A 13,848-nucleotide genomic window follows, 5' to 3' on the forward strand; every position below is an offset into this window, starting at 1 on the left:
TCGCGTCAACGCCTTCGGGCCCGCGAACGTTCCCGGCGGTCAGTAGTCCTTGAGCGTGATCGAGCTGACGATGCGGTCGAAGACCTCCTGCGGGATCGGTGCCCCACCCGGGATGTTGTCGACGACCAGCCATTGGTTCCGCTTGACGTAGTCACTGAACTCTTTGTGGTAGTTGGCGAAGCCGAGTTCGTAATCGTCACCCGCGGCGGCGAGTTCGCCGGCCAGGATGTAGCCGCCCAGGAGAGCGACGCTGGTTCCCTGGCCCGACAACGGCGAACAGCAATACCCGGCATCGCCCACCAGCGCCACCCGGCCCGTCGACCAGCGATCCATCTTGATCTGGGACATCTCGTCGAAGTAGAAATCCGGTGCGCCGCGCATGTACTCCAGCAGTTGCGGACGCACCCACCCGTCGTCGGCCATCCGCCGCTCCAGCTCGGCGAACTGCGCCTCGGTATCGCGGTAGTCGATGCGCAGGTCGGTGTCCATGAAACCCAGCATGGCGCGGGCCTCGCTGTTGTTGCGGGCGCTGTAGACCCCGGCCATCGTCGAATCCCCGTAATGCCAGGTCTGCCAATAGTCCAAACCGAGGAAATTGGGCACGGTGAAGATCGCCGCGTAAGTGCCCAGCCGCTCGATGAATTGCTCCTCGGGGCCGAACACCAGTCGGCGCACGTTCGAGTGCAGTCCGTCCGCCCCGATGACCAGGTCGAAGCTGCGGCCGGGAGCACGTTCGAAGGTCACGTTGACGGCCGCGCCGTCGTCGTCCAAGCCGGTGATGGTGTCATCGAAGATGTATTCGGCCGTCCATTGGCTTGCGCCGTACAACAATTCGACGAGGTCGTCACGCAAGAGCTCGATATCGGGACTGTCGATGGGCCCGCCGGTGGGCGTGGACTCCGTGTCTCGGGAGAGCTCGTTGCCGTCGCGGTCGACGACGGAAGCGCCGCGAATTTGCGTCTTCCGTTTTTGGGCGGCGGCCAGCAGCCCCATGCGTTCCAGCACTCCCAGCGCCGGCCCGCGCACGTCGATCGCCTGACCGCCCGGCCGCGGCCCGGAGTGCCGCTCCACCACGGTGACCGAATAGCCGTGCCGTCCAAGCCAATAAGCCGCCGTTGCACCGGCCACGCTCGCGCCGGAAATCAGAACGTCAGTCACTTGATCCCTGCCAGCCTTTTCGCGTCTCGGAAAACGTCGTCGAGCATTGCTGGTGTCAACCTACCGGTAAACATGTTTTGCTGGCTTGGGTGGTAGCAACCGAGTAACCGCACACCAGGGGCGAATTGCGCTACCACACCGTGGCCGAACCGCGGTTTGCGCATGGCGGACGCGCCCGGCAGGCGCAGCGCGATTTGCCAGGCGAAGCCGCCCAACGCCACGATCGTGCGCACATGATCGGACACCAGCCGCCATTCGGCCTCCAGCCAGGGCCAGCAGGTGTCGCGCTCCGCCGGCGTCGGCGCATTGGCCGGAGGCGCGCACCGCACCGGCGCCGCGATGCGAACCCCGTTGGCCCGCAATCCATCCGCGGCATCCACGCTGGTCGGTTGGTTCACCAGCCCGGCCCGGTGCAACGCCGCGTAAAGCTGATCGCCGGACCGGTCGCCGGTGAACATGCGTCCTGTCCGGTTGGCCCCGTGCGCGGCGGGCGCCAACCCGACGATCAACAGCCGCGGTCGCTCCGACCCCCAGCCCGGAACGGGCCGGCCCCAATACGGCTGGTCGGCGAAGGCGCGGCGCTTGAGGACGGCCACGTCTTCGCGCCATTCCACCAGCCGCGGGCAGGCGCGGCAGACGCTGATCAGGGCGTCTAGCTCGGGGATCGACGCGGCGTGCGGAGCGAGCGCGGCGACCTGTGCGGCATCGGCGGCCACGGTGGTCTGCGGGGTCGCCGGATCACCCGGCCATCCGGTGCCGGGAACCACTGGAGAATCGAACGCCTGGCCGGTACGAGGGTGGACGAGCACATGAACATCCTGCAGTGAACCGGTAGGCGGCGGCCGAACGCCCCGAATATTCAGTGGTCGCGCCGCAAATCGGCGGCTAAGTTCTCCCCGGGACATCTCATGAGCCATACGAGCCGCGGCCCGGCGTTTCTGATCCTGTCCGCCACGCTGATGGCGACGGCCGGTACCGGCATCTCGGTGATCGCGTTTCCGTGGCTGGCCTTGCAGCATCATGATCGCGCGCGCGACGCGTCGATCGTGGCCGCGGCCATGACGCTGCCACTGGTGCTGTCCACCCTGGTCGCCGGCACCGCGGTCGACTTTTTCGGGCGCCGCCGGATCTCGCTCGTTTCCGATTCGCTCTCCGGCGTGGCGGTGAGCGCCGTCCCCGTGACCGCCTGGCTGTTCGGCGCCGAGGCGCTCAACGTCGCCGAGCTGGCCGGGGTCGCCTTCTGCGCGGCCGCCTTCGACCCGGCCGGGATTACCGCGCGCCAGTCGATGCTGCCCGAAGCCGCCGCCCGCGCGGGGTGGTCGCTGGATCGCACCAACAGCCTCTACGAGGCGATCCTCAACCTCGGTTTCATGGTGGGCCCCGGCATTGGCGGCCTGATGATCGCAGCGGTCGGCGGCGTCAACACCATGTGGGTCACGGCGGGTTGTTTCGGCTTGTCGCTGTTGGCTATTGGTGCGCTGCGGCTCGACGGTACCGGCAAGCCCCACCACGCGACCCGCCCCGACGGGTTGGTCTCCGGCATCGTCGAAGGCCTGCGGTTCGTCTGGAGTCTGCGGGTGCTCCGGACGCTCGGCCTGATCGACCTGGCCGTCACCGCGTTGTACCTGCCTATGGAAAGTGTGCTGTTCCCAAAGTATTTCGCCGAACAGCACCAGCCCGCGGAGCTGGGTTGGGCGCTGATGGCGCTCGCGGTCGGCGGTGTGGCGGGCGCCCTGGGTTATGCGGCGCTCTCGAAATACACCCGGCGGCGTACGGCCGTGCTGACGGCCACCCTGACCTTCGGCGCGGCGACGGCGGGCATCGCATTCCTGCCGCCGCTGCCGGTGATTCTGCTGCTCTGCGCGGTGACCGGCCTGGTCTATGGGCCGATCCAGCCCATCTACAACTACGTCATGCAGACCCGGGCGCCGCACCATCTGCGCGGCAGGGTGGTCGGCGTGATGGCGGGGCTGACCTATGCCGCCGGGCCCTTGGGCCTGCTGGTGGCCGGTCCGCTCGCCGACACCGCCGGGTTGAAGGTCACCTTCCTGGCGCTGGCGGTGCCGATTCTGCTGATCGGCTTGTCGGCCTTGCGGCTGCCGTCGCTGCGGGAGTTGGACCGGGCGCCGGAGTCCGAGGCGCAAACGCCGTTGTGATACGTCAGTCGGCGAGGATCTTGCGCTTTTGCTGCTCGAATTCCTCATCGGTGAGCAGCCCCCGGTCTTTCAGCGCGGCCAGCCTCTCGAGCCGCTCGACCGGGTCCGCACCCGGTTGGGCCTGTGGCGCCTGCATGGCGTTGAGCGCCTGCTGCTGCATCTCGGCTCCGCGCCGCATCATCTCGTCCCGGAATGCGGTCGGATCGGCAATGGCCTGGCGGATGACGTCGGCCATCGGCATACCCATGACCTGAGCGCCCGCGAGGTCGGGACGGGCCGAGGTCACGGCGTCGATTGCGACATCGGCCGTCTCGGCCGGCTGATGGTCCAGTTGGACGCGGCTGTGGTCCTTGGGGTCGTAGAGCACCGGCACCCTCATGCCCGGACGCGGTGGGCTGAGTTGAGGTAGCAGCGCGGTGAGGCTGGCCTCGAACGGCGGTTCGGTGTCCGGCGTGACCCGCAGCAGCAGCTTCCAGCGAACTTCGGTGTTGTTGACCAGGTTCGGGTTGCCGATCGTGACGGCGATCGCCGACTGCTCGGCGGCGAGGACGTCCGCAAACGCGCGGATACCGACTTTGCTGAGATCTCGCCGTCCGAACATCTCTGACCCACCTTTCGCCAGAATCGCTCAACTGTACAGCGCCGAAGGGCCCGTAGGATCGGTCCGTGACCGCTGATGTCCTGGCCGAGCTCATCGCCGGCCTGCCCGACGGCATAGTCGTCACCGACCCGACCGTGACCGAGGGTTACCGCCAGGACCGCGCCTTCGACCCGTCGGCCGGCAAACCGTTGGCCGTGGTCCGGCCGCGGTGCACCGAACACGTGCAGACCGTGCTGCGCTGGGCCAGCGCCCACCGGGTGCCGGTGGTGACCCGGGGCGCCGGCAGCGGCCTGTCCGGCGGGGCGACAGCGCTGGACAACGGGATCGTCCTGTCGACGGAGAAGATGCGCGACATCACGGTCGACCCGGTCACCCGCACCGCGGTGTGCCAGCCCGGGCTGTTCAATGCCGAGGTCAAGACGGCCGCCGCCGAGCACGGCCTGTGGTATCCCCCGGATCCGTCGTCGTTCGAGATCTGCAGCATCGGCGGCAACATCGCCACCAACGCCGGTGGCCTGTGTTGCGTCAAATACGGCGTCACCACCGACTACGTGCTGGGCATGCAGGTGGTGCTGGCCGACGGCACGGCGGTCCGGCTCGGCGGCCCCCGACTCAAGGACGTCGCCGGGCTGTCCCTGACGAAGCTTTTCGTCGGCAGCGAAGGCACCCTGGGCGTCGTCACCGAGGTCACACTGCGACTGGTGCCCAAGCAGAACGCGTCCAGCATCGTGGTGGCCGCCTTCGCCACGGTCGAGGCGGCGGTCGATGCGGTGCTCGGGGTCACCGCGCGGTTGCGCCCGTCGATGCTGGAGTTCATGGACTCGGTGGCCATCAACGCCGTCGAGGACACCTTGCGCATGGATCTGGACAGGGGCGCGGCCGCGATGCTGGTTGCCGCGTCCGACGAGCGCGGCGGGGCGGGCAGTGAGGACGCCGAGGTAATAGCCGCGGTGTTCACCGAAAACGGTGCGACGGAAGTGTTTTCGACCGACGACCCCGACGAGGGCGAAGCGTTCGTCGCCGCCCGCCGGTTCTGCATCCCCGCGGTCGAGGCGAAGGGATCGCTACTGCTCGAGGACGTCGGCGTCCCGCTGCCGGCGCTGGGCAGACTGGTCACCGGCATCGCCCGCATCGCCGCCGAGCGTGACCTGACCATCTCGGTGATCGCCCACGCCGGTGACGGCAACACTCACCCGTTGATCGTGTACGACCCCGCGGACGCCGCGATGACCGAGCGGGCTCACCTCGCCTTCGGCGAGATCATCGACCTGGCCGTCGGGCTCGGTGGGACGATCACCGGCGAGCACGGCGTCGGCCGGTTGAAGCGCCCGTGGCTGGCCGGCTATCTCGGGCCCGAGGTGATGGACCTGAACCGGCGGATCAAGCAGGCCCTGGACCCGCAGGGCATCCTCAACCCGGGCGCGGGGATCTAGGGCTTTGCTCCGCCGCATGCCGTCCGCGTGTGCGGCTGGCCGCGCACGCGGTGTTCAGTGTGCGACTGGCCGCACACGCGGTGTTCAGCGTGCGGCTGGCCGCACACTCGGCCACGACCGCATTGACATTCTGGCCTGTGTGTCGTACGAATGAGACATGACTCCGGTTATGTCTCACAATGCGCCGGTCAAGTTCGAGCTGGCCACCGCCGACACCTGGGCGGAACCCTGGCCGATGTACCGCGCGCTTCGCGACCACGATCCGGTGCACCACGTCGTCCCGGCCAGACGGCCCGAGCACGACTACTACGTGCTGTCCCGGCACGCGGACGTGTGGGCCGCCGCCCGCGACCACGAGACGTTCTCCTCCGCGCAGGGACTGACCGTCAACTACGGCGACCTGGACATGATTGGGCTGCAAGACAATCCACCGTTTGTGATGCAGGATCCGCCGGTGCACACCGAGTTCCGGAAACTGGTGTCGCGCGGCTTCACGCCGCGACAGGTGGAGGCGGTGGAACCCAAGGTGCGCGAGTTCGTCGTCGAGCGCATCGAGCGGCTGCGCGCGAACGGCGGCGGCGACATCGTCACCGAGCTGTTCAAACCGCTGCCGTCGATGGTGGTCGCGCATTACCTCGGTGTGCCCGAAGAGGATAGGGTTCAGTTCGATGGCTGGACCGAGGCCATTGTTGCGGGAAATACGGCGGACGGAGGGATCGGCGCGGCGCTGGAGACGGTCGGCGGTGCCGTCGGGTCGATGATGGCCTACTTCACCGAGTTGATCGAGCGGCGCCGGACCGAGCCGGAGGACGACACCATCTCGCACCTGGTCGCCGCGGGGGTAGGGGCCGACGGCGACATCGCCGGGACCCTGTCGGTGTTGGCCTTCACGTTCACGATGGTCACCGGCGGCAACGACACTGTCACCGGAATGCTCGGTGGCTCAATGCCTTTGCTACATGAGCGCCCGGATCAGCGGCGGCTTGTCGTCGATGACCTGGGGCTGATCCCCGACGCCGTCGAGGAATTGCTGCGACTGACCTCGCCGGTGCAGGGGCTGGCCCGCACCACCACCCGCGACGTGACGATCGGCGACACCACCATCCCCGCCGGCCGCAAGGTGATGCTGCTGTACGGGTCGGCCAATCGAGATGAGCGCCAATATGGCCCGAACGCCGGTGAGCTTGACGTCACCCGCTGCCCGCGCAACATCATGACCTTCAGCCACGGCGCACACCATTGCCTGGGCGCGGCGGCGGCACGGATGCAGTCGCGGGTCGCCCTGACCGAACTGCTCAGCCGTTGCCCGGATTTCGAGGTCGATGAGTCCGCGATCGTCTGGTCGGGCGGCAGTTATGTGCGGCGCCCGCTCTCCGTGCCGATCCGGACGGGGTCCTGATGGCGAACGACTGGCTGGGGGCGCACCGTACCGAGGCGGCCGCCGACCGGATCCTCGACGCGGCCGAGCAGCTCTACACCGAGCGGGACCAGGACTCGATCGGCATGAACGAAATCGCCAGGGCCGCAGGCTGTTCCCGGGCGACACTGTACCGGTACTTCGAGAACCGCGAGGCGTTGAAAACCGCCTACGTGCATCGCGAGACCCGCCGGCTCAGCCGTGCGATCAAGGAGGAGATCGGCGGCATCGACGATCCCCGGGAACGACTGGTCGCGAGCATCACCGCCACGCTGCGGATGGTTCGCGGCAATCCGGCGTTGGCCTCATGGTTCGCCATCACCCGGCCACCGATCGGCGCCGAGGTCGCCGGGCAGTCCGAGGTCATCACCGCCCTGGCCGCCGCGTTCATCGGCTCGCTCGGGCCCGAAGACCCCGCCGTCGTCGAGCGCCGGGCGCGATGGATGGTGCGAGTGATCACCTCGCTGCTGCAGTTCCCCGGTCGAGACGACGCCGACGAGCGGGCGATGATCGAAGAATTCGTCGTCCCGATTGTCACGCCGGTATCCGCCCGGGGTTAGGCGCCGCCCAACCGCTCAAGCCCGCACGCGCGTGAAGCGGTGCAGCAGCCAGGCCAAGGGGATGGTCAGCATCATCGTCGCGACGAAGAGGCCGAGCATCGAACCCGTGTACACGTGGGCGCGGACGACGTAGACCATGGCGAATTCCATGGTGATCAGGTGGATGAGGAAGATTTCGTAGGAGATCTCCCCCAGCCACACCATCGGCCGCGTCGCCAGCAGCCGCCAATACCAACCGTGGTCCCCCAGGGCCAGCGGCGCCACCGCGAGCGCGGCGATCACGGCGTAGAAACAGGTCTTGAACAGGGCCTCGCTCAGCGTCGCCGGCGACGTGGTGGGAGCGCCGGCGATGGGAGTGGACACGATGAAGTAGCAGACGACGGCCAGCGGTATGGCCACGAACGCGTAGCCGCGCACGCCCATCGCCTGCAGCACGGCCAGCAGCATCCCGGCGAGGAACCAGGCCAGGTAGGTGGGCAGCCACAGCCGCGCGCCGTCGGGGAACCAGTGATCGGTGTGTACGAGAACCAGCCAGGCCGGGCTGATCAGCGTCAGCGCGGACAGCGCGAACAGCAGTAACCTCGGCTGCCACCGCCGCCGGCAGACGAGCACCAACAGCAGGTATGCCAGCAGCGGGAGTAGCACGTAGAAGGACGCTTCCACCGCGAGGCTCCACATCTGCGTCAGGCCCTGATGGAGGTACTTCCCCAGGTAGCCGTTGCAGTAGATCTGCGTCAGCGTCAGGTTGCGCACCAGGCCGAGCCAAGTGTGTCCGGGGTTGGGTCCCGCCTCGCGGAAGTGGTACAGCACGTAGGCGAACAGCACGGTGACGACGTAGGCCGGCATGATGCGCCGAACCCGGTTCCGTGCATAGCGACTCAGCGACGGTGGCGGCGCGCCGGTAGCGGCTGATTTCAACCACGGCCGGAACAGCAGGAAGCCGGACAGCACGAAGAAGATCGGTACGCCGATCTCCAGCCGGGAGCCGACCAGGCCCCAATAGCCGTGGGTGTACTTGCCGGTGGTATAGGCCGCGTGGGTGCCGACGACGAGAAGCGCGGCGACGGCACGGATTCCGGTGAGGGAGGCGACCCGGTCGACGTGGGCGGTCTGCTCAAGTCCGCCCTGGGCGTCTTCTTCGGATTCTTCTTCGGACAGGGTCATCCGGTGTGTTTCCTGCGCGGCTTTCCGCCGTCCCGGCTGCGGGGCTTGTTCGCCGACCGATCCGGCTGAAGGTTGATCAGCACGCCCGAAATGCGGGTGTGCTCAAGTTTTTTCAGCGTCGACTTGGGCAGCTTGGCCGGCAACTCCACCAGCGAGAAGTCCGGGCCGATCGCGATGTGGCCGAAATCGCTTCGATGCAGGCCGCCCTCGTTGGCGATGGCGCCGACAATCGAGCCGGGGCCGATCTTGTGCCGCTTGCCCACCGCGATGCGGTAGGTGGTGAAGGGCTTTGTTTGCCTTGGCTTTTCGGGACGCTCGCGATGTTCGGTGTGCCGCTCGCGCCGCTCGCGCGGCGGCTCGGGCGACATCAAGAACTCTTCGCCGTCGCGGGACTGCAGCGCCAGGGCAGCGGCTATGTCGGCCAACGGGACGTCGTGCTCACGTTCGTAGTCCTCGACCAGCTTGCGGAACAGCTCGATTCCCGGACGGCCCAGCGCGGTGGTGATGGAATCGGCGAACTTCGCCACCCGCTGGGCGTTGACGTCCTCGACGGTGGGCAGCTCGGACTCGGTGAGCGTTTGGCGCGTTGCCTTTTCGATCGCCTTGAGCAGGTGGCGCTCCCGCGGGGAGACGAACAGCAGCGCCGTCCCCGAGCGCCCGGCCCGCCCGGTGCGTCCGATGCGGTGCACGTAGGACTCGGTGTCGTGCGGGATGTCGTAGTTGAGGACGTGCGATATCCGCTCCACGTCCAGCCCCCGCGCGGCCACGTCGGTGGCGACCAGGATGTCGATTCCGCCGTCTTTCAGCGCGGCGACGGTCCGCTCCCGCTGCCCCTGGGGGATGTCGCCGTTGATGGCCGCCGCCGAAAAGCCTCGGGCCCTTAGCTTTTCCGCGACTTCCTCGGTCGCCTGCTTGGTGCGCACGAAGACGATCATCGCCTCGAACGGCTCGACTTCCAGCACCCGGGTCAGCGCGTCCATCTTGCGCGGACCGGCGACCTGGATGTAGCGCTGTGAAATGTTCTCCGCGGTAGCCGTTTTCGCTTTGGTGGTGACTTCGAGCGGATCGTGCAGGTACTTGGTGGTGAGCTTGCGGATCGCCGCCGGCATGGTCGCCGAGAACAGAGCGACCTGTTTGTACTCGGGGGTGTCGGCCAGGATGCGTTCGACGTCCTCGGCGAAGCCCATGGTGAGCATCTCGTCGGCCTCGTCGAGCACCAGGTAGTCGACGTGCGAGAGGTCCAGCGTCCCGCGTTCGAGATGGTCGATCACCCGGCCGGGAGTACCGACCACCACCTGGGCGCCGCGCCGCAGCCCGGCCAGCTGAACCGTGTAGGAGGAACCGCCGTAGATCGGCAGCACGTTGATCTTCGGCAGGTGGGCCCCATACCGGCTGAACGCCTCGGCCACCTGCAGGGCCAGCTCCCGGGTGGGCGCCAGCACGAGCGCCTGAGTCGCCTTGCTGGTGGCGTCGATCTTGGACAGGATCGGGATCGCGAATGCCGCGGTCTTGCCGGTGCCGGTCTGGGCGAGACCGACCACGTCCGAGCCCTCCATCAGCGCCGGAATCGTCGCCGCTTGGATGCCCGTGGGTGACTCGTAGCCGACGTCGGCGATCGCCCGCAGCACCGAGGGGTGGATCTGCAGGTCGGCAAACGTCGGAGAGGCAGCCTCAGGCGAGGTGTCCGGGAGGGTCATCGTCCAAGGAGTCTAGTGGTCGTGGCCCCGTGATCATGAGCACAGCTGCGCCGGGCCCGGCCATGCCTGTCACACCGGCGCGCGGGATGACGGTACGGTGCGCGATGTGTGGTCGATACCCCGCCGTACCGAGCCACTGACCGGCTCGGCCGCTCTCGCGTTGATCGCCATGACGTTGACCGGCTGTGGTTCGGGAGACTCCACGGTCGCCAAGACGCCGCAGGCCACGACGACTACGGACACCCCGTCCATCACCGCCCCGGCTCAGCCCTCCGGCGCCGCCGCGCCGCCCGGCAGCAGCGCGGCGCCGGCGGACCCGTGCGCGGTCAACCTCGCCTCCCCCACGATCGCGAAGGTGGTCTCCGAGCTCCCGCGCGACCCGCGCAGCCAGCAAGGCTGGAACCCGGAGCCCCTGGCCGGCAACTACAACCAGTGCGCCCAGCTGTCGGCCGTGATCATCAAGGCCAACACCAACGCCGTCAACCCCACCACCCGAGCGGTGCTGTTCCACCTCGGGCAGTTCATCCCGCAGGGGGTTCCCGACACCTACGGGTTCAACGGCGTCGACGCGTCGCAGACCACCGGCGACACGGTGGCGCTGACCTACCCCAGCGGCATCAACGGGTTGAACACCGATGTGCGGTTCCACTGGAACGGCAACGGCGTCGAGCTGATCGGTAACGCACCGGGTCACTGACCCCGCCGTTCCGTCGGTCCCCTCACCTACAGTTGCTGCTGTGTTCGTCACCGGCGACAGCATCGTGTACAGCGCGTCGGACCTGGCCGCCGCGGCCCGCTGCGAGTACGCGCTATTGCGGGATTTCGACGCGAAGCTGGGCCGGGGACCCGCGGCCACCGTCGAGGATGACCTGCTCGCGCGGACCGCCGTCCTCGGGAACGAACACGAGCGACGCGAATTGGACCGGCTGCGCGACCAGTTCGGCGATAACGTCGCGGTCATCGGCCGCCCGGCCTACACGCTCGCCGGCCTCGCGGCGGCCGCCGAGGCGACCCGGCGCGCCATCGCCGGCGGCGCGCCCGCGGTCTACCAGGCCGCCATGTTCGACGGCCGCTTCCTCGGTTTCGCCGACTTCTTGGTCCGAGACGGCGAGCACTACCGAGTGATCGACACCAAGCTGGCCCGTTCGGCCAACGTCACCGCGCTGCTGCAGCTGGCCGCGTACGCCGACGCGCTGGCCGCCTCGGGTGTGCCGGTGGCTCCCGAGGCCGAGCTGCACCTGGGCGACGGGACGGCGGCGCGTTACCGCGTCCGCGACCTCGTTCCTGTCTACCGCTCCGAGCGCGCCCGATTGCAGCGGCTTCTCGACGAGCACCATGCCAAGGGCGCCGCGGTTCGCTGGGACGACGAGGGCGTGGGCGCCTGTTTGCGTTGCCCGTTGTGCACCGAGCAATTGCGGGCCACCGACGATCTGCTACTGGTCGCCGGCATGCGACTGGGCCAGCGGGACAAGTTGATCGACGCCGGAATCACGACGGTCTCCGATCTCGCCCGGCACACCGGCTCGCTGCCGGAACTGTCGTCCGGTGCCATCGGCAAACTGACTGCCCAGGCGAAACTTCAAGTCCGGCAACGCGAAACCGGCGCGCCGCTGTTCGAGATCGTCGACCCGCAGCCGCTGACGCTGCTACCCGAACCGGACCCGGGCGACCTGTTCTTCGACTTCGAGGGCGACCCGCTGTGGACCGTCGACGGGCGGGAGTGGGGTCTGGAATACCTGTTCGGCGTCCTGGAAGCGGGACCGGCCGGCGCGTTCCGCCCGCTGTGGGCGCACAACCGGGTTGACGAGCGCAAGGCCCTGACCGATTTCCTGGCGATGGTGGCCAAGCGCCGCAAGCGCCGTCCGCACATGCACATCTACCACTACGCGCCGTACGAGAAGACCGCGCTGCTGCGGCTCGCCGGCCGCTACGGGGTGGGCGAGGACCAGGTTGACGAACTGCTGCGCAGCGGAACGCTCGTAGACCTTTATCCGTTGGTGCGCAAGAGCATTCGCGTGGGTGCGGAGTCGTTCAGCCTGAAGGCGCTGGAACCGCTCTACATGGGAGCGCAGCTGCGGGCCGGCGACGTCACCACGGCCACCGGTTCGATCACCTCTTACGCCAGGTACTGCGAACTGCAGGCCGACGGCCGCCGCGACGAGGCCGCCTCGGTGCTCAAGGAGATCGAGGATTACAACCACTACGACTGCCGCTCGACCCAGGAGCTGCGTAACTGGCTGATGTTGCGCGCCTACGAATCCGGCGTCGTACCGGTCGGCGCCCAGCCCGTCCGGGACGGCAACACCGTCGAGGACCGTGACCAGTTGGCGACGACCTTGTCGGCGTTCACCGGTGACGCCGCCGTCGGTGAGCGCACGCCCGAACAGACGGCGGTGGCACTGTTGGCCGCGGCGCGCGGCTACCACCGGCGCGAGGACAAGCCGTTCTGGTGGGCACACTTTGACCGGCTGAACTTCCCCGTCGAGGAGTGGGCGGACAACACCGACGTCTTCGTCGCCGAGCGCGCGTCGGTCAGCGTCGACTGGAACACGCCGCCCCGCGCGCGCAAGCCGCAGCGACGGGTGCGGTTGCACGGCGAACTGGCGCGCGGGGAGCTGATGACCGACGTCTTCGCGCTCTACAACCCGCCGGCGCCACCGGGGATGTCCGACGATCCCGAGCGGCGCGCGGCCGCACGCGCGACGGTCGTCGCGGCCGATGATCCGGCGCTGCCCGCCGAGGTAACCATCGTCGAGCGAGTAGGCAACGACGGCAAGCCATTCCACCAACTCCCGTTCGCGCTCACCCCGGGCCCGCCGATTCCGACGACCGCACTGCGCGAGTCGATCGAGGCGACGGCCGCCGCGGTCGCGGCCGGCTTGCCGCAGCTACCCCGCAACGCCGTCGTTGACATTCTGCTGCGCCGCGCGCCCCGCACACGCGGCGGGACCGCGCTGCCGCGTTGCGGCGACACGGTAGCCGACATCGCTACCGCGGTAATGGATTTGGACTCGTCGTACCTGGCGGTGCATGGACCGCCGGGCACCGGCAAAACGCATACCGCCGCCCGCGTGATCCAGCGCCTGGTCACCGAGCATGGTTGGCGCGTCGGCGTGGTGGCGCAATCGCATGCCGCGGTCGAGAACCTGCTGGACTGTGTCATCGACGCCGGGCTGGAGCCGGCACGGGCGGCGAAGAAGCGCAACGACCACAGCGCCCCGCGCTGGCAGGAGATCGACGGCGGCGCCTACGCCAGTTTCATCGCCGACACCGCGGGCTGCGTAGTCGGCGGAACCGCATGGGATTTCGCCAACGCCAATCGGGTCCCGCGCGACAGCCTGGACCTGCTGGTGATCGACGAGGCGGGCCAATTCTGTCTGGCCAACACCATCGCCGTGGCGCCGGCCGCCGCCAACCTGTTGCTGCTCGGCGACCCCCAGCAGCTGCCGCAGGTGAGCCAGGGAACGCATCCCGACCCGGTCGACACGTCCGCCCTCGACTGGCTGGTGGACGGCCAGCGCACGCTGCCCGACGAACGAGGATATTTCCTGGACCTCTCGTACCGGATGCACCCGGCGGTGTGCGCCGCGGTGTCGGCTCTGTCCTACGAGGGCAGGCTGCATTCCCACGAGTGCACCGCCGCCCGGCGCCTTGCCGGATAC

The 13,848-nt window shown here is 68.4% G+C and carries 11 protein-coding genes; 6 read left to right on the forward strand and 5 right to left on the reverse strand.

The genetic code is table 11. The annotated features are described in order from the left end of the window. Nucleotides 1-39: 39 nt before the first annotated feature. Nucleotides 40-1,158, reverse strand: a complete 1,119-nt coding sequence (locus tag A5711_RS19515; protein ID WP_067949389.1) for an FAD-binding protein — start codon at nucleotides 1,156-1,158, stop codon at nucleotides 40-42. After that, complete coding sequence (locus A5711_RS19520; protein ID WP_067949421.1) at nucleotides 1,155-1,982, reverse strand: uracil-DNA glycosylase; 828 nt, start codon at nucleotides 1,980-1,982, stop codon at nucleotides 1,155-1,157. The genes A5711_RS19515 and A5711_RS19520 overlap by 4 nt, the downstream gene beginning before the upstream one ends. A gap of 84 nt (nucleotides 1,983-2,066) precedes the next feature. Here A5711_RS19520 and A5711_RS19525 point away from each other — a divergent pair, with 84 nt between their 5' ends. Beyond that, nucleotides 2,067-3,314 carry an MFS transporter gene (locus A5711_RS19525; RefSeq protein ID WP_067949391.1) on the forward strand — a complete coding sequence of 416 codons (1,248 nt, stop codon included), beginning with the start codon at nucleotides 2,067-2,069 and terminating at the stop codon, nucleotides 3,312-3,314. A gap of 4 nt (nucleotides 3,315-3,318) precedes the next feature. Here the strand turns inward: A5711_RS19525 and A5711_RS27330 are convergent, their stop codons facing one another. After that, nucleotides 3,319-3,915, reverse strand: coding sequence for an SHOCT domain-containing protein (locus A5711_RS27330; RefSeq protein WP_067949394.1), 597 nt, complete (start codon nucleotides 3,913-3,915; stop codon nucleotides 3,319-3,321). Nucleotides 3,916-3,980: 65 nt separating this feature from the next. Here A5711_RS27330 and A5711_RS19535 point away from each other — a divergent pair, with 65 nt between their 5' ends. The 3 genes from A5711_RS19535 to A5711_RS19545 all read left to right on the forward strand — a co-directional run bounded on the left by A5711_RS19535 (nucleotide 3,981) and on the right by A5711_RS19545 (nucleotide 7,325). Then, nucleotides 3,981-5,348: an FAD-binding oxidoreductase gene (locus A5711_RS19535; protein WP_067949396.1), complete on the forward strand. Its 1,368-nt coding sequence runs from the start codon at nucleotides 3,981-3,983 to the stop codon at nucleotides 5,346-5,348. Between the two features lie 157 nt (nucleotides 5,349-5,505). After that, complete coding sequence (locus tag A5711_RS19540) at nucleotides 5,506-6,747, forward strand: cytochrome P450 (RefSeq protein WP_197520830.1); 1,242 nt, start codon at nucleotides 5,506-5,508, stop codon at nucleotides 6,745-6,747. Further along, entirely contained in the window at nucleotides 6,744-7,325 is a 582-nt protein-coding gene (locus A5711_RS19545; protein WP_156673335.1) for a TetR/AcrR family transcriptional regulator, read from the forward strand. The genes A5711_RS19540 and A5711_RS19545 overlap by 4 nt, the downstream gene beginning before the upstream one ends. Before the next feature lie 15 nt (nucleotides 7,326-7,340). Here A5711_RS19545 and A5711_RS19550 read toward each other — a convergent pair whose 3' ends face one another. Both A5711_RS19550 and A5711_RS19555 read right to left on the reverse strand, forming a co-directional pair. Further along, the gene (locus A5711_RS19550) at nucleotides 7,341-8,489 is read right to left on the reverse strand and encodes an acyltransferase (RefSeq protein WP_067949409.1); all 1,149 of its coding nucleotides are present in this window, start codon (nucleotides 8,487-8,489) and stop codon (nucleotides 7,341-7,343) included. Continuing rightward, nucleotides 8,486-10,186, reverse strand: coding sequence for a DEAD/DEAH box helicase (locus A5711_RS19555; RefSeq protein WP_067949411.1), 1,701 nt, complete (start codon nucleotides 10,184-10,186; stop codon nucleotides 8,486-8,488). Before A5711_RS19555 ends, A5711_RS19550 begins: the two co-directional genes overlap by 4 nt. A 97-nt stretch (nucleotides 10,187-10,283) precedes the next feature. On the opposite strand from A5711_RS19555, the gene A5711_RS19560 reads away from it, so the two are divergent. Beyond that, entirely contained in the window at nucleotides 10,284-10,883 is a 600-nt protein-coding gene (locus tag A5711_RS19560) for an LppP/LprE family lipoprotein (protein WP_067949413.1), read from the forward strand. Between the two features lie 40 nt (nucleotides 10,884-10,923). Next, nucleotides 10,924-13,848 (forward strand): TM0106 family RecB-like putative nuclease (locus A5711_RS19565; protein WP_067949415.1); only part of this gene is annotated, 2,925 nt, incomplete at its 3' end.

Origin of the sequence: Mycobacterium sp. E2238 (assembly GCF_001672665.1) — a bacterium.
Lineage (GTDB): Bacteria > Actinomycetota > Actinomycetes > Mycobacteriales > Mycobacteriaceae > Mycobacterium.